The organism is Variovorax sp. Soil_C_33, from assembly GCF_057656935.1.
This window is the reverse complement of record NZ_JBDGJK010000005.1, coordinates 167,003-191,237: the sequence shown is the minus strand read 5'-3', so window position 1 is coordinate 191,237 and position 24,235 is coordinate 167,003. Positions and strand designations below refer to the sequence as shown.

Sequence of the window (24,235 nt, the reverse complement as noted above, 5' to 3'; positions counted from 1 at the left end):
GACCCCGTGCGGAAGGTGGCTATGCGCGCGCTGGCCGGCTCTGAACTGCTGTCGCTGTGGGAGTGTGGCGCCAGACGCCATGCGCTCGACCGCAGTGCGCTGCTGGCCGCCGCGGCGCGCCCTGACTGGCCGGCCGAGGCCATCCCCGACCTGCCGCTGGGTGCGGTCAACGCCAGCCTGCTGCAACTGCGCGCGGCTTGCTTCGGCCCGCGCATCGACGGCCATGCCGACTGTCCGCGATGCGGCCAGCGCCTGGCCTTCGAGCTGGACGCGCGGGAGTTGCTCGCCCCTGTCCAGGACGACGACCTGACCCCGCGCGAGGCCGAGGTCGCCGGCCTGCGCGTGCGCGCGCCCAGCCTGCGCGACTTGGCGGCCGTGGCGGCCGACGCGGATGCCGAACGCGCCGCGCGCCAGCTACTCGCACGCTGCACCCTGGCCGGCGATGCCGCGCGCTTGGATGAGGCGGCGCTGCGGGCCGTCGAAGAAGGGCTGGACGCGCTGGACCCGCAGGCCGACCTGGCGCTGGCCCTGCAGTGTGTGGCCTGCGGCCATGCGGACCTGGTGCAGTTGGACGCCGGCCAGCTGCTGTGGGAAGAGATCGAAGCACGTGCGCTGGTGCTGCTGCGCGAGGTGCACCAGCTGGCCAGCGCCTACGGCTGGAGCGAGGCGCAGATCCTGGCGCTGACGCCGGCGCGGCGGGCCAGCTACCTGGCCATGGTGGGGGCGGCATGACGGGCCTGCTGCACCGCCTGGCCCAGCGCGCCACCGGCAACGCTTGGACAGTGCGCTCGGATGTGCGCTTGCCGTTCGGCGCGGATGGCCTCGACCGGCCGCAGGCCGACGCGGCGCCGCCGCTGATGGAAGCGGCGGCGCCCGAGACCCACGCGCGCGCGCGGCCCCGGCCGCCCGAGCCAGCTTCGCTCGTCACGGCCGCGCCAGAGCAAGCCGTGCCACCACGCGTGCAATTGCCCGCCGTCGCCGCTCAGCACGGGGGCGCGCAGCCCGTGGATGCCGAGGCTGCGGCGACGCGCACGTCGGTAGCCACGCCCACGCAGCCACCCGGCACGGCCGCTGTTCCGGCCACTGCCATGCCCACCATGGCGTCCCTGCACACACCGGCCCGGCCGCAGTCAACGCCCCCGCCGCGCCGCGCGGAACCCATGCCGCTGCTGCCGCCGCAGCCAAGCACTGCCGGCCACGCCGCGTCCCTGGCTCAGACGGTGCGGGGCCCGGCAGCGTTCGCCCTCCCGCCGGCGCCGCAGGCCGCTGCCAGTCAAGAGACCGAGGTCCACATCCATATCGGCCGCATCGACGTGACGGCCTTGCACGAAGCGCCCCGTCCCAAGGCCCGCCCGCGCGAGCACACGCAACCCGTGTCGCTGGACGCCTACCTCGCCACGCGGAGCAAGACATGAGCACGGCCCTGGCCATCGCCGGCGTCAGCGCCGTGCTGCGCGACCTGCTCAACGACGGGCTGGTCAACCGCAACGTCAGCGGCGTGCTGGGCTCTAGCGTGACGGTCAGCCTGCTGGCGCCCGACCGCGTGGTGCCCACCGGCGGCACCGAGGCCTCGCAGCTCAACCTGTTCCTGTACGGTGTGACGCCCAACGCCGGCTGGCGCAACGAGGCCCTGCCCTCGCGCGACGGCGCCGGCCGTGCGCGGCTCACGAACCCGCCGCTGGCGCTCGACCTGCACTACCTGCTGTCGGCCTACAGCGCCGGGGACCTGCATGCCGAAATCCTGCTGGGCTACGCCATGCAGTTGCTGCACGAGATGCCGGTGCTCACGCGCGAGGCCATCCGCACGGCGCTCAACCCCTCGCCCGCCACTGGCGCCACTTTGCCGCCGGCACTGCGCGCGCTGTCCGAATCGGGCCTGGGCGAGCAGGTGGAGCTGATCAAGATCACGCCACAGCACCTGAACAACGAGGAGATGTCCAAGCTCTGGACCGCCACGCAAAGCCACTTGCGCCCCAGCATGGCCTACAGCGCCTCGGTGGTGCTGATCCAGGCCCAGCGCCCGGCCCGCACGCCGCTGCCGGTGCTCACGCGCGGCCGCATCGACGAAGACACGGGCCGCGAGACCGGCATCGCCGTGCAGCCCAGCCTGCTGCCCAGCGTGCCGGTGCTGGTGCGCGCCGTGCCGCCACTGCGCCAGCCGGTGGCAGCCGTCGGTGACACCGTGGCCCTGCAGGGCAGCCTGCTCGACGGCGACGACCGCGAAGCCTGGCTGCGCAACGCGCGCTTCGACATCGCGAAGATGCTGCCGGTGCTCGCCCCCGCGCCGGACCGCCCCGCCGCCACCGTGGCCGCCTTCTCGCTGGCCGCCCAGCAGGCCACGCTTCCGGCCGGCGTGTACCGCGTGAGCGTGCGCCTGACGCGGCCCGATGCGCAGGGCGAGGACCGGCTGCACGAGACCAACGCGCTGCTGCTGACGCTGGCGCCGCGCATCACCAACCTGCCGCAGACCGTGGCGCGCGCGGGCGACGGTTCGGCCAGCGTCTCGATCCAGTTCACGCCCGACCTGCACGAAGGCCAGCGCGCCGTGCTGGTGCTGGGCGCGGCGGAGGTGCTGCCGCAGACGGCAGGCGCCACGCCGAATTCGCTGGTCTTCGTGATCCCCGACGCGCCGGTCGGCGCGCATCTGGCGCGCCTGCGCATCGACGACATCGACAGCCCGATCATCGACATGGACTTCGAGCCGCCGGAACTGCCGCGCTTCCTGGACCGGACGGTGGAGATCACGTGAACGCGCCCGACCGCCTGCTCGCCTGGAGCGATGCCAACCAGCGCCTGCTGGTGGCGGAGTTCGCGCGGCTGGCGGCCCTGTTGGGCCACGGTGCGGGCGACGGTGCGCGCGACGCCGCCGCGGCGGAAACCCAGGCCGCCGCGCTGCGCGCCGCCATGCCGGCACCGGCCGCGATCGACACGCTGGCGGCGCTGTTCGCGCTCAGCGCCTTCGAGCGCGACCTGCTGCTTTTGGTGGCCGGCGTCGAGATGGACGCGCGCATCGCCGCTCTGTGCGCCCAGGGCGGCAGCCAGCCGCATCGGCCGTGGGCCAGCTTCGGCCTCGCGCTGGCGGTACTGCCGCAGCCACACTGGAGCGCCATCGCGCCGAACGAGCCGCTGCGCCGCTGGCGCCTGCTGGAAGTCGACGAGAGCACCTGCATCGCCGGCGCCAGGCTGCGCCTGGAAGAGCGCGTGCTGCACTTCATCGCCGGGCTGAACGCGCTGGACCACCGCCTGCAGCCGCTGCTGCAGCCGCAGCCGCCGGCCGGCGCCATGGGCCGGGACCAGCAGGCCGCGGTCGCGCAACTGCTGGCCCGGCTGCGCGGCGCCACCAGCCGCCTGCCCGCCATCGTGCTCGACGGTGACGATGCCCCTGGCCAGCACGACGTGGCCGCGGCCGTCGCGGCCGGACTGGGCGCCGGCCTATATCGATTGTGTGCGACCGACGTACCGACGGCCGCCGCCGAGCAGGCCGCTTTCGCAGCGCTGTGGTTGCGCGAGGCTGCGCTGCTGGGCTGCGGGCTGTTGATCCACTGCGAGGAGCGCGAGGCGCAAGCAACCGTGGCGCGCCTGCTGGAACGCCTGAGCGGCCTGGTCTTCGTCAGCGGCCACGAATTGGCGCTGGGCGACACGCCGCAACTGCGCCAGAACATCGCGCGACCCGAGGCGCCCGAACGGCTGCAGCTCTGGCAGGCCGCGTTGGCCGACAAGGCCGCGGCGCTGGGGCCGGTGGTCGACACGCTGGCCACGCAGTACCGCCTGGGCGCGCGCCGCATCGCGCAGATCGCCGCGCAGGCAAGCGGCGACGACGCAGCCGCCAGCGCCGCTGCGCTGCACGAGGCCAGCCGCGGCCCGGCCCATGGCATGCCCGGCCTGGCCCAGCGCATCGACACGCGCGCGCGCTGGTCCGACCTGGTGCTGCCCGAGGCCCAGAAGGCCGTGCTGCGCCAGATCGCGGCCCACGCCCGCCACCGGCTCACGGTGCACCACCAATGGGGCTTCGCCGCCCAGGGCGCGCGCGGGCTGGGCATCGCGACGCTGTTCTGGGGTGACAGCGGCACCGGCAAGACCCTGGCCGCCGAAGTCATCGCCTCGGAACTCGGCCTGGCGCTTTACCGCATCGACCTGTCGGCCGTGGTCAGCAAGTACATCGGCGAGACCGAGAAGAACCTGCGCAAGGTCTTCGACGCGGCCGAGGAAGCCGGCGCCATCCTGCTGTTCGACGAGGCCGACGCGCTGTTCGGCAAGCGCAGCGAGGTCAAGGACAGCCACGACCGCTACGCCAACATCGAAGTCAGCTACCTGCTGCAGCGCATGGAGGCTTACGGCGGCCTGGCGATCCTGACGACCAACCACAAGGCGGCGCTGGACGCCGCGTTCCAGCGCCGCCTGCGCTTCGTCGTGCACCTCCCCTTCCCGGACCAGGCGCAGCGCGAAGGCATCTGGCGCGCGGTGTTCCCGGCCGGCGCGCCGCTCCATGCAGACATCGACCACCCCAAGCTGGCGCGGCTGAACGTGGCCGGCGGCACCATCCGAAACATCGCGCTGGCGGCCGCCTTTCTGGCCGCCGAGGCCGGCACGCCCATCGGCATGGCCACGCTGCTGCAGGCTGCGCAGCTGGACGCGGCCAAGCGCGACAAGCCCTATTCGGACGCAGAAACGCGGGGGTGGGTCTGAGGACCCGCAACGCTTGACGGAATAAGCGAGCACGCCATGCCACGCATCGTCCTCCATATCGACCGGCTGGTGCTGCGCGGGGTGGAGCGCGCCGATGCCGCGGGCGTCTCCGACGCGCTGCAGGCCGAGCTGCGCACGCTGCTGGCCGTCGGCGGCAGCCCGCTGGTCACGCAAGGCAACGCCCATGCGCTGCAGGCCGAGAAGGTCCGGCTGCCCCACGACGCCGGCGCCGCGGCCCTGGGCCGCGCCGTGGCCGCGCGCATCGCGGGCGACCCGGCGGCCCCGGCCGGCAACAAGGCAGGTGCGCCATGACCGCCGCCCTCGCCGCACGCACATCCGGCGCCGAACGCACGCAAGGCGGCGGCAAGCATCGCTGGCTGCAGCGCAAGTGCGCCTGCGGCGGCTCGGCGGGACTCGGGGGCCATTGCAGCGAGTGCGAGCGCAAGAAGGCGCTGGGCCTGCAAGCGAAGCTGGCCGTGGGCGCGGCCCACGATCCCCTGGAGGAGGAAGCCGATCGCGTGGCCGAACAGGTCACGCGCCCGCAGCTCGCCAGTCCACCCCGCGTGCAGCGCGCCAGCGCACCCGCCGCGAGCGCACAGCCATCGGGCGCCGCGCCCGACAGCGTGGACCAGGTGCTGGCCAGCAGCGGCCGTGCGCTCGACGCGCCACTGCGGCAGGACTTCGAGCAACGCTTCGGGCACGATTTCTCGCGCGTGCGCATCCATGCCGACGAGGCAGCCGCGCGCTCGGCCCAGGCGCTGGGCGCCAACGCCTGGACCGTGGGCGAGCACATCGCCTTCGCGCCGGGTCGCTTCGCGCCCGGCAGCCGCGGCGGCCGGCAACTGCTGGCGCACGAGCTGACCCACGTGGTGCAGCAGTCGGCCACCACACCGCTGGTGCAGTGCGACCTGGCGATCGAGCCGCAGGTGGCCGCACCGACGGAGCGCCCGATGAGCGAGCGCGACATCGAGGACGCGATCCGCTTCAACCAACGCCAGTTCGGCGACCCGTACTCGCTGGCGGTGATCCGCGACGTGATCGGCGTGTCGCGCTTCCCGGCCGTGTCGGACCGCGACCTCGCGCTCGGCGTGGCACGCTGGCAGGCCTCGCACGGCGTGGCGCAGGACGGCCGGCTCGGCGCGGTGACCGTGACCTACGTGGTGGAAGAGCTGCAGGCCGAGGGCAACCCGGGCGACGCGGCGCTGCTGATCGCCGACTTCCCCGATCGCGCCCTGCTGGACATCACCACCGCCTTCTGCGCTTGCATCCCGCGGCTGCAGTCCGAGATCCAGGACGCCAACTTCTTCATCGGCGAATACACCGCCTGCGGCGCCGACCCGGCCAACACCACCGGCGCGCAGGTGGATGCCTGCATCGAGGCCCGTGCTGCCGCCGCTGGCAGCAGCCTCGTGACGGCGGGCACCACGGACTCGAGCGGGACGGTGCGGGTGGCGCCGGTGGCCGGGCCCTGCGGGCCGCTGGAGGAGCGGCTGACGCTGGCGCACGAGCAGATCCACTCGGTCCACACGCGCGAACTGCAGCAGCGGCACGGCCGTGGCACGCGGGCGTTTCGCACTGCCTTCAACGAGGCCGGCGACTGGGTGGCCGACGAGATCAACTCGCGCCGCAGCGACATCGCGGTGGCCAACTGGATGATCGACGTGCTGAACAGGGCTTGCCCATGACCCGTTCACGCGCCCCCAGCGGCCCCGCACCTGTCGCGTCGACGATCGCGCCGGCCTCTGCCTGGCTGCAACCCAAGCTGTCCATCGGCGCACCGGGTGACTGCCACGAGCAGGAAGCCGACCAGGCCGCCAACCGCGTGATGCAGGGTGGCGGCCAGCCCGCACTGACGCCGCTGCGCGCGCCGACGGTGCAGCGCGAGGACGAGGAGCGCAAGAAGGAAGCGCCCGACCCGGCCGCCGAAGGCCTGGGCGTGGTGGCCGCCAACCTGGGCGAAAACAACCCGGCTTTCGGCGTCTTCACCGAGAAGCTGGCGGCCGACTTCATGCGCCAGCCGGCGGAGCTGAGCGTGGGCGTGCCGGTGTTCCTGGGCGCCAACTACGCCTTCCTCTGGAGCATGGCGATGGTGAACCCTGCCATGCGCCGCGACTTCGACGACTTCAACCTCGCGATGCTGCCCGGCCTCGTGCCGCAGTTCCCGGTCAAGACCTTCACCTACCGCATCCTGGACGGCGCGCAGACGCGCTTCGAATTCGACTTCGGCCTGGACGCCACCTCGCTGCTGGAGGCCTTCAACGGCGGCGTGCTGAACACGCATCTCTCCAGCCTCAAGTTCGACAGCAGCGGACGGATCGATACCAAGGGTTCGGCGCTGCCTTCCTTGTCGGCGATGCAGGTCCAGCTGGGGCTCTTCAGCGACGGCATCAACCTGTCAGGCGGCTTTCGCAACGGCATCTCGCCCTACCCGCTGATCGAGCCGGGCGGCAGCGTGATGGCGCAGACCCCCGCCATGCCCGACCTGCAGGCGGGCAGGCAGGACGTGCGCTTCACGCTGAACCTCGATCTGGTGCGGCTCTACCAGCACTTCAACCCGGGCAAGCCCAACCCGCTGGGCCCGCAGATCGACGTCGCGCGCGAAGCGCAGCAACCCGCGCAAGCGCCCGGCGCGCGCGAGAGCAGCCCGGCCGCGGCCGCCGCGGTGCAGTCCACCCTGGCCGGAGACGGCGCGCCGCTGGAGCCGGCGACGCGGCAGTTCATGGAGTCGCGCTTCGGCCACGACTTCGGCAGCGTGCGCATCCACGCCGACGCGCAAGCCGCCGCCTCGGCGCAATCCGTGGGCGCGCGCGCCTACACCGTGGGCGAGGACCTGGTGTTCAATCGCGGCCAGTACGAGCCGGCCACGCTGTCCGGCCGCCACCTGCTCGCGCACGAGCTGGCCCACGTGGTGCAGCAGGACGGCGGCAACGGACTCATGCAGCGCGAGCTCCTCAGCGCGAAGGATCTCGACGATTTCGAGACCGACGACTTCCCCGTGAAGACGCTGGAGACCTACCTCGCGACCCACGGGCCGGGCAAGATCGAGGACGACAACGACAGCGACGACAAGGCCCGGCGCATCGTGCGGCTGTGGAAGAACAAGCAGGCGCCCTTCACGCAGCTCAGCGCGCAGCAGAAGATCCTGCTCATCCAGGAGATGCAGTCCGGCTACACCGGCAACGACGACGAGCGCGGCATCCTGGCGCTGCTGCTGGACGCGCCGCCGGCCGACCTCACCGCGATCTTCGCGGCGATCAACCCGAACGAACTCGACAGCGACTTCCACGGCGACGAAGAGGACACGCTGCGCGACTTCTTCGACCAGAAGTTCGTCGGCGGGCGCAAGTCGGCGCTGGCCGGCGAGCGCAGCCTGCGCCGAGCCAAGGCCGACGAGCCGGAGGTGAAGGCGCCGGCGGCGGCGGCCTTCGAGCCGCCGAAGGCCCCCGGTCCGCCGCGCCAGGACTACGTGTTCATCATGGGCGTCGACACGCGCGACACCTTCTATCGCGGCGCCGAGGGCTTCTTCCGGGCGCACCGGCCGAAGGCGATCATCGTGACCGGCAAGCGCAACCTGGCCGACGTGCTGCTTCACGTCGCCGACAAGATCAGCGCGCCCATCGGCAACCTGTACATCGTCTCGCACGCCAACGAGGACGGCACGCTGATGTTCGGCCTCAAGCCCCGCGACCCGGACAGCAAGCTGAACGCCACCGAACTGCGCGCGGCCCTGCACCCCACGAACGGCAGCTCCGCGCTGGCGCAGGTCGGCCCGCCCCAGGTCGACCAGTACACCGTGGTGCGCATCAAGGGCTGCGACCTCGGGCGCAACGGCGAGATGCTGGAGCTTCTGGACGAGGCCTTCGGCGGCCACGGCACGGTGATCGCGCCCACGCACGAGCAGACCTACGGCACCGATCCGCAGCTCGGCGAGCAGGCCGCCGCCGAGTTCGCGCGCGGCGATGCCGTCTTCAAGAAGAAGCTGGACGCCCAGTTTCCCGAGCCGCCCGCCGTCGACAAGAACCTCAAGGGCAAGGATCTCCTGGCGGCCCAGCAGGCCCGCGCTAAGGCATTGGCCAAGCGCAAGTCCGACATCGCGGCCGCGCAGAAGCAACACGAGGCGGACCGCAGCGCTGCCGTCGCCAAGGGGGGCAGCTTCGAAGGCTTCTCGGGGCCGCTGTTCCAGCGCCCCGGGGAGGCGAAGTTCACCGTGGCCGAGTTGCTGCCTGACATGAAGCGCCTGTATGGCCACCTGTCCGACGACCGGCGCAACGCGCTGGCGGCGCGGCTGGTGAAGGACGACCCGCGGCCCGAGGCCGTGGCGAGGGCCAACACCACCTTCGAGCAACAGGGCCAGCGCGTGTACCGCCACGACTTCACGGAGGAAGGCTTCGAGCCGGCCAATGCGAGCGAATTCATGGCCTCGCAGCGCGGCGTGCCGCAAGGCTTCGTTCCCGGCGAGCTCACCTCGACCGCCGTCGAGATCAAGGGCGTGCCCCACCGCAAATACGAGGTCAAAGGCAGCATGCCCGACGGCGGCACCCAGAGCTTCAACTTCACGACGCGGGTCCTGCTGACCCTCGACCAGTTGGCCGCGAAGGCCCGCGCCACGCTCAACAACCCGGACAAGTACGAGTGGAAAGAGGACCGCCAGCACGACGCGGCCGGCAACACCAAGCTGCGGGTCACCGCCAAGCGCGTGGTCGCCTACCTGCACCACGCCAGCCTGGACGCGTCGCTGCACGACCACTTCACGCGGCCCGAGAACGACCCGACCTTCCACGCGAAGTCGAGCTTCGCGCCACCCCCCGAGAAGCCCGCCCCATGAGCACGACGCCCAACTCCCCCAAGCTCATCAAGGGCGGCCTGGTGCTGGTCGACCCCGAGTCGGCCCAGGTGCGGCGCGTGATCTCGCTGCAATACAACGCGGACTCGCTCACCCGCAAGCTGCAGGCCCAGTCCGTCGGCGGCGAAGGCACCGACCGCACCGAGCCGACGCGCTTCAAGGGGCCGGCGGTGGAGACCATCAGCTTCGAGGCCGACATCGACGCCACCGACCAGCTCGAGTTTCCGGACCAGAACGCCAGCACGATCGAGCACGGCATCGCGCCGCAGCTCGCGGTGCTGGAGTCGCTGCTGCATCCCAGCGCGACGCAACTGCAGCGGGTGGACAGCCAGGCCAGCTCCGGCACCCTGGAAATCGCACCCATGCTGGCGCCGCTGATCCTTTTCGTGTGGGGCAAGAGCCGCATCGTGCCGGTGAAGCTGGCCGATTTCTCGATCACCGAGGAGGCCTTCGACCCGGCGCTGAACCCGATCCGCGCCAAGGTTTCGTTCAGCCTGCGCGTGCTGTCGGTGGACGACCTGGGTTTCTCGTCCAAGGGCGGGGCCTTGTTCATGACCTATCTGCAGGGCAAGGAGAAGCTGGCCGCAAAAGTGCAGCCCGTCAGCTTCTCCACGCTCGGCATCGGGGGGATTTCGTGATGGTCGATCCGATCCAGGCCTTCATGCAGGCCAACGGCCTGGCGCAGCCGGCCTTCGCCCCGGACAGCCGCTACCACGGCCTGCCGACCGCGCAGGCCACCTTGCCGGACGGCCGACAGGTGGTGTTCGTCACGCGGCGCTTCCTGCCGCCGCCGGAGAACTTCGCGCGGATGGCCACCGCCACCGTCGTGGCCGGCGACCGGCTCGACAACCTTTCCGCGCAGCACCTGGGCGCCACCGAGCAGAACTGGCGCCTGGCCGACGCCAACGGCGCGATGCTGCCCGAGGCGCTGGTGGCCGAAGTCGGCCGCCAACTGGCCATCACGCTGCCCGAAGGCGTGCCCGCACCTGGAGCCGGAGATGTTCGCTAAGGGCATCCAGCTCAGCCTGATGATCGGCCCCATCGTGCCGATCCCGGTGCCGCGGGTGGTGACGGACGCACTCGAGAGCGTCGAGGTGCGCACCGCCACCGGCAGCGCGAGCGGCTTCCAGCTCAAGTTCTCGATCACCGCGCGCTCGGAACTCAACACCATCTTCCTGTTGGCCGGCGTCAACTCGACGCCCTTCACACCGGCGCTGCGCGTGCTGCTGGTGGTGACGCTCAACGGCCAGCCGCAGCCGCTGTTCGACGGCGTGATGACCAACGTGCAGGTTCAGCCCGGCAGCCAGGGTCAACCCGGCAGCCTGGTCGTGACCGGCGAGGACGTGACCAAGGCCATGGACAAGCAGGACTGGAGCGGCCTGCCCTTCCCGGCCGTGCCGGTGGAGGGGCGCGTGGCGCTGCTGTGCGCCAAGTACGCGCCCTTCGGCCTCATCCCCATGATCATCCCGGTGCTCTTCCCCGATGTGCAGATCCCGATCGACAAGATCCCGGCGCAGCAGGGCACCGACCTGGCCTACATCCAGGAGCTGGCGCGCCAGGTGGGTTATGTGTTCTACGTCGAGCCGGGGCCGACGCCGGGCACCAACATCGCCTACTTCGGCCCCGAACTCAAGATCGGCGTGCCGCAGCCGGCGCTGAACGTGGACATGGACGCGCTGACCAACGTCGAGTCGCTCAGCTTCACCTTCGATCCCGAGAAGGGCGTGCTGCCCGTCGTGTTCATCCAGAACCAGCTCACGCGCGTTCCGATCCCGATCCCGATCCCCAACCTGAACCCGCTGCAGCCGCCGCTGGGCGCGCTGCCCACGCCGCTCGCCAACATCAAGTTCATGAAGGACACCGCCAAGATGAGCCCGATGCGGGCCATCTCGGCCGGCCTCGCGGAAGCGGCCAAGTCGCAGGACGCGGTGAGCGGCAGCGGCACGCTGGACGTGCTGCGCTACGGCCGGCCGCTGAAGGCGCGCGGGTTGGTCGGCGTGCGCGGCGTGGGCATTGCCTACGACGGGCTGTACTACGTCAGCAGCGTGACCAGCAACCTCAGGCGCGGCGAGTTCAAGCAGAGCTTCGAGCTCACGCGCAACGGGCTGGTGTCGATCACGCCCAAGGTCCCCGTCTGAAGGAGCCCATCCAGTGCCCGAGAAGTTCTACGGCAAATACCGCGGCATGGTGCTCAACAACATCGACCCGATGCAGATGGGCCGGCTGATGGTGCAGGTGCCCGACGTGGGCGGGCTGATGCCCTCGACCTGGGCCATGCCCTGCGTGCCGGTGGCCGGGATCCAGAACGGCATGTTCGCGCTGCCGATGATCGGCTCGGGCGTGTGGATCGAGTACGAGCAGGGCGACATCGACCACCCGATCTGGGTCGGCTGCTTCTGGGGCAGCGCGGCCGAGGTGCCGGCGCTGGCGCGGCTGACGCCGCCGGCGGTGCAGGCCATCACCCTGCAGACACCGCTGCAGAACGGCCTGACCATCAGCGACCTGCCCGGGCCCAGCGGCGGGATCATGCTCAAGAGCGCGACCGGCGCCACCTTGATCGTCAACGACACCGGCATCTACATCCAGAACGGCAAGGGCGCCTCCATCGTGATGACCGGTCCCACGGTCACCGTCAACGCCGGCGCCCTCACCATCGTCTAGGCGCAGCAGCATGTCCGGCCCCCTCCTCCACCTCGGCGCCACCGTCTTGTGCGCGCACGGCGGCCAGGCCACGCCCAGCGCTCCCGTGCCGCGCGTGCTGGTCTCGGGCCAGCCGGTGGCGACGCAGGCGGCGCCCTACCTGGTGGTCGGTTGCGCCTTCTCGCCGCCGCAGGGCAACGGGCCCTGCGTGACGGCGCAATGGATCGTGGCGGCCACGCGCGTGTTCGCCGCCGGCCAGCCGGTGCTGCTGATGAGCAGCCAGGCCATCTGCGCGCCCACCGGCACGCCGCTGGTGGCGGTGGCGGCGCAGACCCGCGTCATAGGGATGTGAACACCATGGACACCGACATCGGATTCCCCTTCCGCATCGACGGGCGCGGGCGCAGCGCGACGGTGTCGCGCGAGGCGCACCTGCGCGACCTGATCGAGCAGCTGCTGTTCACCGTGCCGGGCGAACGGGTGAACCGGCCCGATTTTGGCTGCGGCCTGATGCAGCTCGTCTTCGCACCCAACAGCCCCGAGCTGGCGGCCACGGTGCAGGCGCTGGTGCACGGCTCGCTGCAGCAGTGGCTGGGCCACCTGATGCGCATCGACGAGGTCAGCGCGGAGAGCGAGGACGCGGCGCTGTCGGTGACGGTGCGCTACACGGTGCTGGAAACGCAGCAGAGCGGCCAGGCGCAGTTCAGGCGGGAGATCACATGAACAGCCAATACCTCTGCAGCAACCCGGGACGCATCGCCGCCGTGCGCCAGGCCGCGCAGGCCGATCCACCGCGGGCCTTCAACGGCATCGAGTACCTGGAGGTGGTGCACGGCCAGCCGCGGCTGCTGCTGCATTTCGTGCACGACCTGTCCTTCGCGCCGGCCGCGCCGCTCGCTGCATCCAACATCGAGATCCGCGGCGGCGTGCGCGTGCGCGACCCGCAGGCCATCGGCGTGTCGGCCAGCGGCGACGTGCTGACCGTGGAGCTCGACAGCATCGGCGACTTCTCGCGCTACCAGTTGCGGCTGGTGGCCTCGGCCGGCTCCGACGCGCCGCCCGACGGCATCGACCCGGCGCTGGCGCAGATCGCATTCGGCTTCAAGGTCGACTGCCCCAGCGACTTCGACTGCCGCGTGGAGGACGACTGCGCGCCGCTGCCGCAACGCGCACCCGACATCGACTACCTGGCGCGCGACTACCAGAGCTTCCGCCGATTGGTGCTGGACCGTCTGTCGGTGCTGATGCCGAACTGGAAGGAACGCAGCCCGGCCGACCTGATGGTCACGCTGTCTGAGGCACTGGCCTTCCGCGCCGACGAGATCGCCTACTTCCAGGACGCAGTCGCGACCGAGGCCTACTTGGGCACGGCGCGCCAGCGCGTGTCGGTGCGCCGGCATGCGCGGCTTTTGGACTACGCGGTGCACGAGGGTTGCAACGCGCGCACCTGGGTGGCCTTCGAGATCGATGCCGCGGCCGACGGCCAAATGCTCGCCGCCTGCGACGGCGCGACCGGCCTGGACGGCACGCTGCTGCTGACGCGCGCGCACGGCTCGCCCACGCGGCTCGGCTCGCCCGACAGCGCGCAGGCGCTGGTCGCGGCCGGCGCGCAGCCCTTCGAACTGCTGACGGCACTGCAGCTCTACAGCGCGCACAACGACCTGCGCCTCTACACCTGGAGCGACCAGGCCTGCTGCCTGCCGCGCGGCGCCACGCGCGCCTTCTTGCGCGACGACGAGGCGAACCGACTGCGCCTGCGCGTGGGCGACCTGCTGCTGCTGGAGGCGCGCGCCGGCACCACCAACGGCCTCGCAAGGGATGCCGACGCGCAGCAGCGCCACGTGGTCCGCCTCACGCACGTGGACCCCGAAGCCAGCCCCGGACGCGCGCCTTCGCCCGTGCCGCGGCGCGACCCGGTCACCGAGCAGCCGCTGGTCGAAGTGCAATGGCAGGCCGAGGATGCGCTGCCCTTCGACCTGTGCCTGTCCAAGGTCATCGCCGGCGTGCTGGTGCAGGACATGGCCGGCGCCTGCGCCAACATCGCGCTGGCCGACCACGGCTTCAGCGCGCCGCGCTTCGAGTCCCTGGTGCCGGTGCCCGGCGGCCGCGTGCCGCGCTTTCGCCTGGCCCAGCCCACGCTGCTGCCGTGGACGCGCCAGGCCCTGGTGCGCGATGCGGCCGGCCAGGCGCTGCTGGTGGATCCGGCCGCCAGTGCCACCGCCGCGTTGCGGCGCGACCTGGCCGACACGCGCGAAGCCGTGCTGGTGACCAGCGACGGCGATCGCCGCCGCTGGAGTGCCCGGCGCGACCTGCTGCAAAGCGGCGCCGCTGCCGTCGAGTTCGTGGCCGAGACCGAAGCCGACGGCCAGGTGCTGCTGCGCTTCGGCGACGGCGTGAACGGCCTGCGCCCCGGCGCGGCCGAGGCCTTGTCGGCGCGCGTGCGCGTGGGCAACGGCAGCGCCGGCAACGTGGGTGCCGACGCGATCTCCCATGTGCTGTGCAACTTCGATGGGATCACGCGGGTGCGCAACCCGCTGCCGGCCGCCGGCGGCGTGGACCCTGTCACGCTGGCGCGCGCGCGCATGGACGCGCCGCAGGCCTTCCGGCGCCAGGAGCGCGCGGTGACGGCGCAGGACTATGCCGAGGTCGCGATGCGCGACGGCCGCGTGCAGCGCGCCGTGGCCACGCGGCGCTGGACCGGCAGCTGGCACACCATGTTCATCACGGTGGACCGGCGCGGCGCCGAGGGCATGGACCCGGCCTTCGAGGAGAGCCTGACGGCCTTCATCGACCGCTACCGGCTGGCCGGGCAGGACGTGGAGATCGACGCGCCGGCCTACGTGGCGCTGGACATCGCGCTGCACGTCTGCACCCGGGCGGGCTATTTCGCGGCCGACGTGCAGCGCCGGCTGCTGCGTGTGTTCGCCACCACCCCGGGCGGCTTCTTCCACCCGGACCGCTTCAGCTTCGGCGAGCCGGTCTACCTGAGCGCCGTGGTCGCCGCCGCGATGGCGGTGCAAGGGGTCTCGCATGTGAAGCCGCTGCGCTTCCAGCGCCTGGGCCGGCAACCGGATGACGAGATCGACGCCGGCCGCATTGCGATGGCGCGGCTGGAGATCGCGCGGCTGGACAACGACCCGAACGCGCCCGACCACGGCCGCATCCAGTTCGAGGTGCATGCGGCGGAGGAAATGAAATGAGCAGCGACGACACCCCGCTGGACGGCTGCCACTGCTGCGAGGGCCAGGCCGAGCCCGGCGTGATCTACAACGCGCCCGGCCTGTCCGCGCTGTCGTGGCGCATCGACACCCAGCCCGGCTTCTACCAGCGCATGCTGGCTCGGCTGCCGCTGTGGCATGTGCCCGGCGTGCCTGCAAGTGCGCCGCGGCCGCTGGCCGCGCTGCGCACCCGCGAGCCCGACGACGCGGCCGTCGCGCTGGTGGACGCGTCCGCCTGCGTGGCCGATGTGCTGACCTTCTACCAGGAGCGCATCGCCAACGAGGGCTTCCTGCGCACCGCCACCGAACGCCGCTCGGTGCTGGAACTGGCGCGCGCCGTCGGCTACGAACTGCGGCCCGGCGTGGCCGCCAGCGTGCACCTGGTCTTCACCGTGGAGGACGCCGCCGGCGCCCCGGGCGTCTGCACCATCGCCGCCGGCGCGCCGGTGCAAAGCGTGCCGCCGCAGGGCAAGCTGCCGCAGGTGTTCGAGACCAGCGAGCCCATCGTCGCGCGCGCCGAATGGAATGCGCTGCGTCCGCGCCAGACACGCCCGGCGGACCTGGCCTTGCTCGACGTGGCGGGCACGCGGCGACTGGTCATGCTCTATCCCGAAGGCAGCCTGGCCAGCGAGACCGCCGGCCTGCACCCGGCCCTGAGCAGCGGCAGCCTGTACCGGCTGGATCCCGGCCTGGCCGTGGAGCCCACGGTCGATGCACTCGACGTCGCGCGCGTCTACCTCTCCGACCAGGCCAGTGGCATCCAGGCCGGCGAGCTGCTGCTCTTCGTCGGCAAGAACGGCAGCCAGTTGCGCCAGCTGGTGCTGCGCGCGCTGGAGGTGGAGGACGAGCCCGCGCTGCGCCGCGTGCGCATCGAACTGGAGCCGCTGCCCGACCCGGTGACGCCGGCAGCGCCGCCGCTGCTGCACTGGGCGGTGCCGATCCTGTCCTTCTCCTTCGGCGGCTACGCGCAGGCGCAGATCGAGAGCGTGCCTTTCACCAGCAGCGCGCTCGGCAGCACCATTGCCAGCCAGAGCTGGAAGGAGAACGAGCTGCAGGCCATGATCGCGATCCAGGGCTGGAGCAGCCTGCAGCTGGTGCAGGCGATCACGGCCAGCGTCAAGCCCCCGTCCAAGCCGGTGGCGCCCGAGGCCGGCACCTTCAGCTTCTCGCAGCGGCTGGGCTTCTTCGGCCACAACGCGCCCAAGTGGGGCTCGCTGCCCGCCACCAACACCAAGGAGCCGGTCTACGCGAGCGGCTGGGACGACGGCGACCCGCTCTCCGGCGGCGGCTCGTTGGGCGCAAGCCGCAACATCTGGACCGACTCGCAGGGCAACAGCAACCTGGCGAGCACGGTGCTGCCGCCCTGCCATGCGCTGCTGGAGCGCCCGGTACCCAAGCTCGCGCCCGGCAGCTGGATGGTCTTCGACGCGCCCAGCGAGAAGGCCACCGCCTATGCCCTGTTCGACGCTCGCGAAGTCTCGCGCGCCGACTATGGCCTGTCGGCGCGCGCGACGGCGCTTCGCCTGGCCGATGGCAGCGGCCAGCCCCGAAGCACTGCGCCTTCGGAGGCCTTCCTGTTCCGCGACACCACGGCCCATGTCGCCAGCCGGCGCCAACCGATGGCCGAGCTGCCGATCGAGTCGCCGGTGGAAGCGGGCAGCAGGCGCATCGAGCTGTCGACCATGGTGCTGGGCGTGGCGCACGGCCAGCCGCTCGCCTTCGTCGGCCCGCGGCACGACCTGCCCGGCGTGGATGCGGCCGAAATCGCGTTGCTCGACGAGGTGGAACATGGCGGTGGCCGCAGCATGCTGGTGCTGCAGCAGCCGCTGACGTACAGCTACCGGCGCGAGGACCTGCAGATCCACGCCAACGTGGTTCGTGCCACGCATGGCGAGAGCGTGCAGGAGGTGCTGGGCAACGGCGACGCGAAAGAACCGTTCCAGCGCTTCACGCTTCGCAAGCCGCCGACCACGCACTTGACGGCGGCCTCGGCCACCGGCGTGAAGAGCACGCTGGAGCTGCGCGTCAACGGCCTGCTGTGGACCGAGCGGCCTTCGCTCCACGGCGCCGCGCCGGACGAGCATGTCTATGCCACGCGCATCGACAACGAGGCGCGCATGGAGATCCTGTTCGGCGACGGCCGCAGCGGCGCGCGCCTGCCCAGCGGCCAGATGAACGTGCAGGCGCGCTACCGCAGCGGCATCGGCCCGGACGGCGAAGTCGCGGCGCGCACGCTGACCATGCTGCGCGCCATGCCGCTGGGCCTGCGCGGCGTGAGCAACCCGCTGCCGGCCAGCGGCGCCCAGGGGCCCGAGCAACTTCATGATGCGCGCCGCAACGCGCCGCTGACCTTGCTGGCCTTCGAGCGCGTGGTCTCGCTGTCGGACTACCAGGACTTCGCACGCGCCTTTCCCGGCATCGGCAAGGCGCGCGCCGACCTGGCCTGGGTCGACGGCAGCTCGCGCGTGCTGCTGTCGGTGGCCGGCGCCACCGGCGGCGCGCCGGGCGCCGAGGTCATGGACAACCTGCGCCAGGCCATCGCGGACCTGTCCGATCCGTCGCAGCCCTTCGTGCTGGGCGCCTCGGTGCTGCGCTACTTCCGCTGCACGGCGCGTGTCGCGATCGATCCGCGCGACGAAGCCGACACCGTGCTCGCGGCTTGCAGGACGAAGCTGCAAGGGGCCTTCGGCTTCGATGCGCGCGACCTGGCGCAGTCGGTCACGGCGGCCGAACTGCTCGCACTGCTGCACCAGGTGCCGGGCGTGGTGGCGGTGGATCTTGACGTGCTGCAACCGTATGGCGAACCCGCGGCGGCCGCCGGCGACATGCAGGTCGTGCCGGCGTTCGGCGGGCGCTGGGACAGCGCGGCCAAGGCGATGAAGCCAGCCGAGCTGATGCTGCTGAACCCCGCGGCACTCGAACTGGTGGAGGCCACGCTATGAGTCTGCTCACCCCCGAACGGCTCTACCAGCTGCTGCCTGTCATCCACCGCCTGCGCGATGGCGAGCAGGGCGCGCCGCTGCGCGCGCTGCTGGCCGTGATCGAAAGCGAACTCGAGGCGGTGGAGGCCGACACCGCGCGCCTGTACGACAACTGGTTCATCGAGACCTGCGACGAATGGACCGTGCCCTACATCGGCGACCTGCTGGGCGCGCGGCCGATCCGGCCGGTGCCCTCGGCGGGCGTCAGCACCCGCGCCTGGGTCGCCAACACCATCGCCTACCGCCGGCGCAAGGGCACGGCGCTGGTGCTGGAGCAACTGGCGCGCGACGTCACCGGCTGGCCCGCTGCGGCCGTGGAATTCTTCCAGCGCCTGGGCACCACCCAGCATATGAACCATGTGCGCATGCGGCCCACCGTCACGGCCTGCGTGCGCGACGCCGAGACCGCCGAACTGGCCCAGGCCTCGGCCGGCGCCTTCGATCCCTTCGCCCACACGCTGGAGGTGCGCAACGCAGACACGCGCGGCGGGCGCTTCAACATCCCCAACGTCGGCCTGTACCTATGGCGCCTGCGCTCGCAGCAACTGGGCCTCGGCGCGCCTGGCGCCCCGGCCGACATGACGAGCGCCGACTTCATCAGTGCGCGCCGCCACGCCGAGGGCTTCTGGCACATGCATCCGGCCGGCGTGGACGCGCCGCTCTTCAACCGCCCGCGCACCGAGACCGGCGGCAGTGCCATCACCCAGGCCGCGCGCGAGGAACACGCCAGCGCGACGCTGCGCGAACAGGCCCTGCATGCCGAGCTGGAACGGTTGCGGGCAGGACAGGCCGAACCGGCGGCGCGCTTCATGACCGAGCGCGATCCGGTGCTGCGCTGCTTCGTGCAACTGGCCGGCGAGACCCTGCCGGTGGAGGTGCCGCGAGAGGACATCTGCATCTGCGAGATTCCCGACACCGTTGAACTGGCGATTCCCACGCCACGCGCGCTGGCACTGGACCTGCGGCGCGGCCGCATCGGCTTTCCCCCCGCGCTCGAGGTGGCGCGCGTCTGGCTGCATGCGGCCCACGGCAGCGTCGCCGACACCGGCGGTGGCCCCTACGAGCGCAGCGCGGCCCTGCGCGCGGCGAACCGCGCGGCCGATGGCAGCACGGCCGACGAGGACGTGGGCGGCTTCTTCGACCCCGAGGTCTGGCAGGTAGGCGTGTCGCACCTGCTGCCCGACGACGGAAGCGGCATCTTGTTCCCCACGCTGCGCGAGGCCGTCGACGCCTGGAACACGCAGCCGGCCGGTCGCACCGGCGTCATCGTGGTGATGGACAGCCTGTCGGAGATCGACACCGCGGCCGCGCTGGAGATCGAGATCCCCGAAGCCTCGCAGCTGCTGGTGGTGGCCGGCCAGTGGCCACTGCAGCCCATCCCTGGCGCACCGCCCGGCAGCGTGGAGCGCGTGCCCGGCCGCTTCGAGGCCCGACAGGTGCGCGCGCATTGGGAAGGCCGGCTGCAGGTGCGCGGCACGGCCGATACCGATGCAGCGAACCCCGGCGCGCTGTTCCTGCATGGCCTGCTGCTGCAGGGGCCGCTGCAGGCCTCCGGCCACCTGGGGCAACTGGAACTGGCGCATTGCACGCTGCTGCCCGAGACGGTGCTGGGCGCGCAACACCTGACGGTGGGCGCCGACAGCCCGCGCCTGCAATTGCGGCTGCTGCAAAGCCTTTGCGCGCCGGTCGTCGTGGCCGGCCCGGTGCGCGGCGTGGAGGTGACCGACAGCATCGTCGGCCTCGGCCTCGCCGACGGCGCAGCAACGGCCGCGCTGGACGCGCCCGAGGCCGCGCTGGACCTGCAACGCGCCAGCTTCTTCGGCGCCGTCAACGCGCTGTCGCTCAATGCCAGCGACTGCATCTTCGACGCGCCGGTGCTGGCCGAGCGGCGCCAGATCGGCTGCGTGCGATTTTGCTATGTGCCGCCGGCCTCGCAGGTACCGCGGCGCTACCGCTGCCAGCCGCAACTCGAGACCGAAGTCCGCCTCGCCGTCCTGCCCGTCACCGCCACGGCGGCCGACAAGGACGCCGTGCGCGCCGAGGTCGAGGCCACGGTGCGGCCGCTGTTTGTCTCGCGCCGCTATGGCGACCCGGCGCTGGGCCAGCTGGAGCTGCGCTGCGCCGGGCAGATCCGCGCCGGTGCGGCCAGCGGCGCCGAGATGGGCGCCTACGAGCATCTTCAGCAACCGCAGCGCGAGGCCAACCTGCGCGACGCGCTCGCCGAATACCTGCGCCTGGGCCTGGCCGCCAGCGTGCATTTCGCCAGTTGAGGAGGACACCATGAAAGCCGATCTCTCGCGCGAGACCTTCGAGCCCGGCGCGCACTACACCGCCGTGCGCATGCAGCAAGGCCGCGTGATCACCGATGCGGATTTCAACGAGCAGGGCGACATCACGCGCCACCGCGCCGAGCGGCTGGCCGAGGATGTGATCGGTGTCAGCGGCGCGCCGGCCGAGAACGCCGGCTTCGCGCTGTCGGCCGGCATGGGCGCGCTGGCGGTGCACGCGGCGGATGCCAACAGCGTCTGGATCGCCGGCGAGGACGGCGCGCTGCTGGTCAGCACCAACGGTGGTGCGGCCTGGACCCTCGCCAGCACCGGCAGCACGCGGCACCTGCGCGCCATCGGACGCGCCGCCAACACCGGCTGGGCCGTGGGCGACGGCGGCACCGTGCTGCGCACCAACAACGCGGGCAGCAGTTGGACCGTGCAGAACGCCGGCAGCCTGCAGACGCTGCGCGGCGCGGCGGTGTTCGATGCACAGCACGCCTGGGCCGTGGGCGACGGCGGCCTGGTGCTGCGCACCGTGGACGGCGGCGCCAACTGGACGCGCCACGCCGGCGGCGTGGACCGGCTGTACGCCGTGGCCTTCGCCAGCGCGCAGGACGGCCTGGCCGTGGGGCCGGGCGGCGCCATCGTGCGTACGACCGACGGCGGCGCGGCCTGGAGCCGCGTGGATGGCGGCAGCACCGCCACGCTGCGCGCGGTGTCGCTGACCGGCGGCCAGGCCTGGGCGGTAGGCGATGGCGGCACCGTGCTGCGCAGCAACGACGGCGGCGCCACCTGGACGGCCTCCACCAGCGGCAGCACCGCCAGGCTGCGCGCCGTGCATTTTCGCGACGCCAACAACGGCTGGATCGCCGGTGACGGCGGCACGCTGCTGGCCACGACCAACGGCGGCAACACCTGGAGCGCGCAGCCCGTGGCCGGAAGCCCGGCGCTGGCCGGACTTGCAGTGGCCGGCACCGAGGCGCCGTGGCTGGTCGGTGGCGGCCAGGCCTGGCGCGTGGCCGCCACCGGCGCCGGCGCGCCCGCGGCATTACCGGCGGCCAGCCTGCGCATCGGCGCGGGCCGCTACTACGCGCAGGGCCAGCTGTGCGAATGGGAGCAGGCCGCCTCGCTGGCCAACCAGCCCGACGGCGGCGTGCCGTTTCGGCTCGCGGCTGGCACGCACCTCGTCTACCTGCGCGCCTGGCAACGCCATGTGAGCGCGCTGGAGGCCCCCGGCATCCGCGAGGTGGCGCTGGGCGGGCCCGACACGGCCACGCGCGCGCAGCAGGTGGTACAGGTGCGCGCGCTCGCCCTGCCGGCCGCGCCCAACGACGCCGCCTGGCACTGCGGCGCCGACGTGGCCGCCTGGAACGCTCTGACCGCGCCGCCCGCCGCCCGCATGGCCGCCCGCGCCGAGCCTGAGCTGGCCGCGACCGGCGTCTGCGAGATCGCCGCCAGCGCCGGTTACCGGCGGCTGGAGAACCAGCTCTACCGCGTGGAGATCCATGCCGTGGACGTGAGCGGCGCAGCCAGCTTCAAGTGGTCGCGCGAGAACGGTTCGGTCGCCTACGCGGTGCAGGAAGTCAGCATCGACACCGCCGCCAACCGCACCACGGTGCGTCTGGCCGCGCGCGGCCGCGACGCCAACCTGGACCTGGCCCTGCACGACCGCGTGGAACTGGTCGACGACGAGGCCGAGTTGCAGGGCCGCGCCGGCCAGCTCTTCGAGTACCTGCACGATGGCAACGATGCGCTGGAACTGGTGCTGGCCGGCGTGCCCGCCGGCACGCTGGGCCAGGACCCGGCGCGCCATCCGGTACTGCGGCGCTGGGACCACACATCGGCCACGGTCGGCGAGAACGCGCTGGCGGTGGAGGAAGGCGACTGGATCACGCTGGAGGACGGCGTGCAGATCCGCTTTGCGCCCGGCGGCAGCTACCGCCCGGGCGACTATTGGCAGATCCCGGCGCGCACCGTCACGGCCGACGTGGAATGGCCGCGCGACGGCGACGGCGACCCCGTCGCCGAGCCGCCGGCCGGCGTGCGCGACGGATGGGCCCGCCTGGGCCTGGTGACGGTGGATGCCAACGGCCTGGTCACGGCCATCACCGACTGCCGCGACCTGTTCCCGCCGCTCACCGGAATGACGCAACTGCTCTATGTGGGGGGCGACGGCCAGGACACCACGCCCGGCGGCGCGTTGCCCGAGCCGCTGCGCGTGCGCGTCATGCGCGGCGCACTGCCGGTGCCCGGCGCGCGCGTGCGCTTCACCGTGGAGGTCGGGGCCGGCAGCGTGGGCAGTCCACCGGCCGACGCCTTCGACGCTAGCTGCAACGCCCAGGGGCTGGCCGAATGCCCATGGCAGTTGGGCACGCCGCAGCACCAGCGCGTGCGCGCGCATCTGCTGACCAGCGGCGGCAGCCCCGTGTCCGAGCAGGTGCTGGTGTTCGCGGCCACGGCCACGACACCGACCACCAGCGATGGGGGTGGCAGCTGCGAGATCACCATCGGCGAGGGCGGCAACTTCCCTGAACTGAGTAGCGAACTGCTGGAGAAGCTTCTGGCTGCGCGCCCCTCGCTGTGCATCTGCTTCCTGCCAGGCCAGCACCGTCTGGAGGCCGGCCTGCAGCTGGACGCCGCGAACACGCGACCCGCGCGGCGCCTATCGCTGCACGGCTGCGGGCCTACGGCGGCGATCGCGGCTGCCGGCCCGATCGCCCTGGCCGGCCTGGACGCGCTGGAACTGCGCGACCTGCAGCTGACGCTGAGCGGCCGCGCGCTGATCGCGCTGAACAACAACGCCCAGGTCGAACTCGACGGCGTGCACGTGGCCGGCAGGAACGACAGCCAGCTGCCCTGGCTGGCCGTGGGCAACGCGCGCGTGCTGCGCATGCGCGGCTGCACGCTGCCGGCGGCGATACGTGCCGCGGCCGTGTTCCAGGAGATCACCAGCGTCTGCGAAATCACGCACTGCCAGTTCGCGGGCGACGTGGCTTTCTACGGCATCCCCGACCCCGAGGTGCCGCGCGAAGCGCTGCTGCGCGCACTGCAGCCCGGCGAGTTCGAGGTCCAACCCGGCACCGGCCAACTGGTCTTCGCGCACAACCTGGTGACGCGGCTGGCGCTAGGCGCGGAAACCATCAAGATGCTGACCGTCAGACAGGCACGGGGCCTGTTCCAGACCGTGGTGCTGACGGGCAACACCTTTACGGCCGACATGGTGGTTTGCGCCGGCAACTTCATGAGCGTCACCGGCAACCACTTCACCGCCGCTGAAACGCGCGCCAACACCTACGGCATGATGGTCGCGCGCCGCGCCGCCGCGAGCGGCAACGTTGGCGAGCTGTTCGGCGACCACGCGACGCTGTGGTTCCTTGTGACGAAGGGCGAATTCCGCGGCGCGGCAAACATGGTGTTCACGATTCCGCAGTCGGTGTCGTAGCGGGGCCGAGCAGCCGCGCCTTTCAAGGAGCGTCAGATGCGCTGCGCACCGTCTTTTGAACGTTTGACAACCGGCCTTACAGAGGACAGTGCAGAACGCACTCGAACCCGTCGAGTTTCGTCTAGCCCCTGCGCCTTACCGACTACCCAACTGTC

At 72.0% G+C, this 24,235-nt stretch carries 17 protein-coding genes; all 17 read left to right on the top strand.

All coding sequences use genetic code 11. From position 1 onward, the window contains the following. The first annotated feature begins 6 nt into the window (after positions 1 to 6). From AC3A6B_RS10250 to AC3A6B_RS10170, 17 genes are read left to right on the top strand one after another with little or no spacing between them, the layout of a single operon-like run. On the top strand, positions 7 to 732 hold the full coding sequence (locus tag AC3A6B_RS10250; RefSeq protein ID WP_487836606.1) for a hypothetical protein: 726 nt from the start codon (positions 7 to 9) through the stop codon (positions 730 to 732). Further along, positions 729 to 1,415, top strand: a complete 687-nt coding sequence (locus AC3A6B_RS10245; protein WP_487836605.1) for a hypothetical protein — start codon at positions 729 to 731, stop codon at positions 1,413 to 1,415. The genes AC3A6B_RS10250 and AC3A6B_RS10245 overlap by 4 nt, the downstream gene beginning before the upstream one ends. Further along, positions 1,412 to 2,749 carry a Pvc16 family protein gene (locus AC3A6B_RS10240; RefSeq protein ID WP_487836604.1) on the top strand — a complete coding sequence of 446 codons (1,338 nt, stop codon included), beginning with the start codon at positions 1,412 to 1,414 and terminating at the stop codon, positions 2,747 to 2,749. Before AC3A6B_RS10245 ends, AC3A6B_RS10240 begins: the two co-directional genes overlap by 4 nt. After that, positions 2,746 to 4,686, top strand: coding sequence for an ATP-binding protein (locus tag AC3A6B_RS10235; RefSeq protein WP_487836603.1), 1,941 nt, complete (start codon positions 2,746 to 2,748; stop codon positions 4,684 to 4,686). Before AC3A6B_RS10240 ends, AC3A6B_RS10235 begins: the two co-directional genes overlap by 4 nt. A 36-nt stretch (positions 4,687 to 4,722) precedes the next feature. Next, on the top strand, positions 4,723 to 4,998 hold the full coding sequence (locus tag AC3A6B_RS10230) for a hypothetical protein (protein ID WP_487836602.1): 276 nt from the start codon (positions 4,723 to 4,725) through the stop codon (positions 4,996 to 4,998). Next, positions 4,995 to 6,371 (top strand): eCIS core domain-containing protein, encoded by a 1,377-nt coding sequence (locus tag AC3A6B_RS10225; RefSeq protein ID WP_487836601.1) that lies wholly within the window; start codon positions 4,995 to 4,997, stop codon positions 6,369 to 6,371. The genes AC3A6B_RS10230 and AC3A6B_RS10225 overlap by 4 nt, the downstream gene beginning before the upstream one ends. Continuing rightward, a complete protein-coding gene (locus AC3A6B_RS10220; RefSeq protein ID WP_487836600.1) occupies positions 6,368 to 9,511 on the top strand; it encodes an eCIS core domain-containing protein in 3,144 nt (1,047 codons plus the stop codon). The genes AC3A6B_RS10225 and AC3A6B_RS10220 overlap by 4 nt, the downstream gene beginning before the upstream one ends. Next, positions 9,508 to 10,167: a CIS tube protein gene (locus AC3A6B_RS10215; RefSeq protein WP_487836599.1), complete on the top strand. Its 660-nt coding sequence runs from the start codon at positions 9,508 to 9,510 to the stop codon at positions 10,165 to 10,167. The genes AC3A6B_RS10220 and AC3A6B_RS10215 overlap by 4 nt, the downstream gene beginning before the upstream one ends. Then, positions 10,167 to 10,538 (top strand): LysM domain-containing protein, encoded by a 372-nt coding sequence (locus AC3A6B_RS10210; RefSeq protein WP_487836598.1) that lies wholly within the window; start codon positions 10,167 to 10,169, stop codon positions 10,536 to 10,538. Before AC3A6B_RS10215 ends, AC3A6B_RS10210 begins: the two co-directional genes overlap by 1 nt. Continuing rightward, positions 10,528 to 11,667 (top strand): hypothetical protein, encoded by a 1,140-nt coding sequence (locus tag AC3A6B_RS10205; protein WP_487836597.1) that lies wholly within the window; start codon positions 10,528 to 10,530, stop codon positions 11,665 to 11,667. Before AC3A6B_RS10210 ends, AC3A6B_RS10205 begins: the two co-directional genes overlap by 11 nt. A 13-nt stretch (positions 11,668 to 11,680) precedes the next feature. Next, positions 11,681 to 12,190, top strand: a complete 510-nt coding sequence (locus AC3A6B_RS10200) for a phage baseplate assembly protein V (protein WP_487836596.1) — start codon at positions 11,681 to 11,683, stop codon at positions 12,188 to 12,190. 10 nt (positions 12,191 to 12,200) lie between these two features. Continuing rightward, on the top strand, positions 12,201 to 12,521 hold the full coding sequence (locus AC3A6B_RS10195) for a hypothetical protein (RefSeq protein WP_487836595.1): 321 nt from the start codon (positions 12,201 to 12,203) through the stop codon (positions 12,519 to 12,521). 5 nt (positions 12,522 to 12,526) lie between these two features. Beyond that, positions 12,527 to 12,892: a GPW/gp25 family protein gene (locus tag AC3A6B_RS10190; RefSeq protein ID WP_487836594.1), complete on the top strand. Its 366-nt coding sequence runs from the start codon at positions 12,527 to 12,529 to the stop codon at positions 12,890 to 12,892. Then, positions 12,889 to 15,369, top strand: a complete 2,481-nt coding sequence (locus AC3A6B_RS10185; RefSeq protein ID WP_487836593.1) for a putative baseplate assembly protein — start codon at positions 12,889 to 12,891, stop codon at positions 15,367 to 15,369. The genes AC3A6B_RS10190 and AC3A6B_RS10185 overlap by 4 nt, the downstream gene beginning before the upstream one ends. Continuing rightward, a complete protein-coding gene (locus AC3A6B_RS10180) occupies positions 15,366 to 18,329 on the top strand; it encodes a putative baseplate assembly protein (protein ID WP_487836592.1) in 2,964 nt (987 codons plus the stop codon). The genes AC3A6B_RS10185 and AC3A6B_RS10180 overlap by 4 nt, the downstream gene beginning before the upstream one ends. Beyond that, positions 18,326 to 20,638 carry a hypothetical protein gene (locus AC3A6B_RS10175; RefSeq protein WP_487836591.1) on the top strand — a complete coding sequence of 771 codons (2,313 nt, stop codon included), beginning with the start codon at positions 18,326 to 18,328 and terminating at the stop codon, positions 20,636 to 20,638. The genes AC3A6B_RS10180 and AC3A6B_RS10175 overlap by 4 nt, the downstream gene beginning before the upstream one ends. 10 nt (positions 20,639 to 20,648) lie before the next feature. After that, positions 20,649 to 24,080 carry a DUF6519 domain-containing protein gene (locus AC3A6B_RS10170; protein WP_487836590.1) on the top strand — a complete coding sequence of 1,144 codons (3,432 nt, stop codon included), beginning with the start codon at positions 20,649 to 20,651 and terminating at the stop codon, positions 24,078 to 24,080. Positions 24,081 to 24,235: the final 155 nt, after the last annotated feature.

Coding starts and splice junctions, on each gene's coding strand:
- AC3A6B_RS10225 (WP_487836601.1), top strand. CDS start 4,995: ATGACCGCCGCCCTCGCCGCACGCACATCCGGCGCCGAACGCACGCAA.
- AC3A6B_RS10230 (WP_487836602.1), top strand. CDS start 4,723: ATGCCACGCATCGTCCTCCATATCGACCGGCTGGTGCTGCGCGGGGTG.
- AC3A6B_RS10195 (WP_487836595.1), top strand. CDS start 12,201: ATGTCCGGCCCCCTCCTCCACCTCGGCGCCACCGTCTTGTGCGCGCAC.
- AC3A6B_RS10180 (WP_487836592.1), top strand. CDS start 15,366: ATGAGCAGCGACGACACCCCGCTGGACGGCTGCCACTGCTGCGAGGGC.
- AC3A6B_RS10175 (WP_487836591.1), top strand. CDS start 18,326: ATGAGTCTGCTCACCCCCGAACGGCTCTACCAGCTGCTGCCTGTCATC.
- AC3A6B_RS10210 (WP_487836598.1), top strand. CDS start 10,167: ATGGTCGATCCGATCCAGGCCTTCATGCAGGCCAACGGCCTGGCGCAG.
- AC3A6B_RS10185 (WP_487836593.1), top strand. CDS start 12,889: ATGAACAGCCAATACCTCTGCAGCAACCCGGGACGCATCGCCGCCGTG.
- AC3A6B_RS10245 (WP_487836605.1), top strand. CDS start 729: ATGACGGGCCTGCTGCACCGCCTGGCCCAGCGCGCCACCGGCAACGCT.
- AC3A6B_RS10220 (WP_487836600.1), top strand. CDS start 6,368: ATGACCCGTTCACGCGCCCCCAGCGGCCCCGCACCTGTCGCGTCGACG.
- AC3A6B_RS10240 (WP_487836604.1), top strand. CDS start 1,412: ATGAGCACGGCCCTGGCCATCGCCGGCGTCAGCGCCGTGCTGCGCGAC.
- AC3A6B_RS10170 (WP_487836590.1), top strand. CDS start 20,649: ATGAAAGCCGATCTCTCGCGCGAGACCTTCGAGCCCGGCGCGCACTAC.
- AC3A6B_RS10190 (WP_487836594.1), top strand. CDS start 12,527: ATGGACACCGACATCGGATTCCCCTTCCGCATCGACGGGCGCGGGCGC.
- AC3A6B_RS10215 (WP_487836599.1), top strand. CDS start 9,508: ATGAGCACGACGCCCAACTCCCCCAAGCTCATCAAGGGCGGCCTGGTG.
- AC3A6B_RS10205 (WP_487836597.1), top strand. CDS start 10,528: ATGTTCGCTAAGGGCATCCAGCTCAGCCTGATGATCGGCCCCATCGTG.